Here is a 1,699-nt window from a genome sequence, read left to right as displayed (position 1 = left end):
GCCCCCGCCGCCTTCGCCGGCTACGCGGGCGACTCCGCGGCTCCGAGCGGCGTGCTGCTGCGCCACAACGGACTGCACCTCGAGATCGTGGTCGACCGTTCCGGCGCCATCGGCGCGACCGACGCGGCCGGCGTGCAGGACATCCTCGTGGAATCGGCGCTCACCACGATCATGGACCTCGAGGACTCGGTCGCGGCGGTCGACGCCGACGACAAGGCCCTCGGCTACCGGAACTGGCGCGGCCTCATGGACGGCACCCTCGCCGAGCAGGTCACCAAGGGCGGGCGCTCCTTCACCCGCACCGCGAACCCCGACCGCGAGTACGTCGCGGCCGACGGCGGCGCGCGCGTGCTGCCGGGCCGATCCACCCTCTTCGTGCGCAACGTCGGCCACCTCATGACCACCGACGCCGTGCTCGACCGCGACGGCGCGGAGGTGCCGGAGGGCATCCTCGACGCGATCATGACCGTGCTCGGCTCGCTCGCCGACCTCCCCGCATTCGGCGGCGCTGCGGCCGGCCGCAACTCGCGCACGGGCTCCGTGTACATCGTGAAACCGAAGATGCACGGCCCCGACGAAGTCGCCTTCGCCGTCGAGCTCTTCGGGCGCGTCGAGGCGCTCTACGGTCTCCCGGCCAACACCGTGAAGATCGGCATCATGGACGAGGAGCGCCGCACGTCCGCGAACCTCGCCGCCTGCATCGCCGCCGCGCGCGAGCGCGTGGTGTTCATCAACACCGGCTTCCTCGACCGCACGGGCGACGAGATCCACACCTCCCTGCAGGCGGGGCCGATGCTGCCCAAGGGCGCGATCCGCACCGAGCCGTGGCTCGGCGTCTACGAGGCGCGCAACGTCGCGATCGGGGTCGCCTGCGGCCTCGACGGCCGCGCGCAGATCGGCAAGGGCATGTGGGCGATGCCCGACCTGATGCACGACATGCTCGAGCAGAAGATCGGGCACGTGCGCTCGGGTGCATCCACCGCCTGGGTGCCGTCGCCCACGGCCGCCACCCTGCACGCGCTCCACTACCACGAGTTCGACGCCTTCGAAGCGCGCCGGGCGCTGCCCGCCCTGCCGGCCGACAGCCTCGACACGCTGCTGCGCATCCCGCTCGCGGGCGAGGGCGATCTCGCCCCCGACGTCGTCGCGACCGAGGTCGACAACAACGTGCAGTCGATCCTCGGCTACGTCGTGCGCTGGATCGACCAGGGCGTCGGCTGCTCGAAGGTCCCCGACATCCATGACATCGCGCTCATGGAGGATCGCGCCACGCTGCGGATCTCGAGCCAACTGCTCGCGAACTGGTTGGCACACGGCGTCATCACCGAGGAGCAGGTCGACGAGAGCCTGCGACGCCTCGCCGCCGTGGTGGATCGGCAGAACGCCGGCGACTCCGCCTACGAGCGGCTGCTCGGCGGTGCCGATGGCGGTGCCGATGGCGGTGCCTACGGCAACGGTGACGATAGCGGCGACGGCGTGCCCGGCGGCGTCGCGTTCGAGGCGGCCCGCCGCCTGATCGTCGAAGGCGCCGCGCAGCCGAACGGATACACTGAACCCCTGCTGCACGCGCTGCGCCGCGTCAAGAAGGGGTGAGCATGAGGGGTGCGGAGGGGTACGGCACCGCCGATCGGGCGGAGGCGCTCGCCGAGCTCCTCGCGCTGCTCCCGGACGCCGTGCTCGCCACGGCCGACGAGGTCGA

General features: G+C 72.0%; 1 protein-coding gene. It reads left to right on the top strand.

The annotated features are described in order from the left end of the window. The coding region (locus ACFPZL_RS12950) for a malate synthase G (RefSeq protein ID WP_382335782.1) at nt 1-1,593 on the top strand (1,593 nt) is incomplete at its 5' end. Nucleotides 1,594-1,699 lie beyond the last annotated feature (106 nt).

Origin of the sequence: Leucobacter soli (assembly GCF_042659205.1) — a bacterium.
GTDB lineage: Bacteria > Actinomycetota > Actinomycetes > Actinomycetales > Microbacteriaceae > Leucobacter > Leucobacter soli.
Note: the sequence above shows the minus strand (reverse complement) of the source record. Positions and strands in the feature narration are given on the sequence as shown.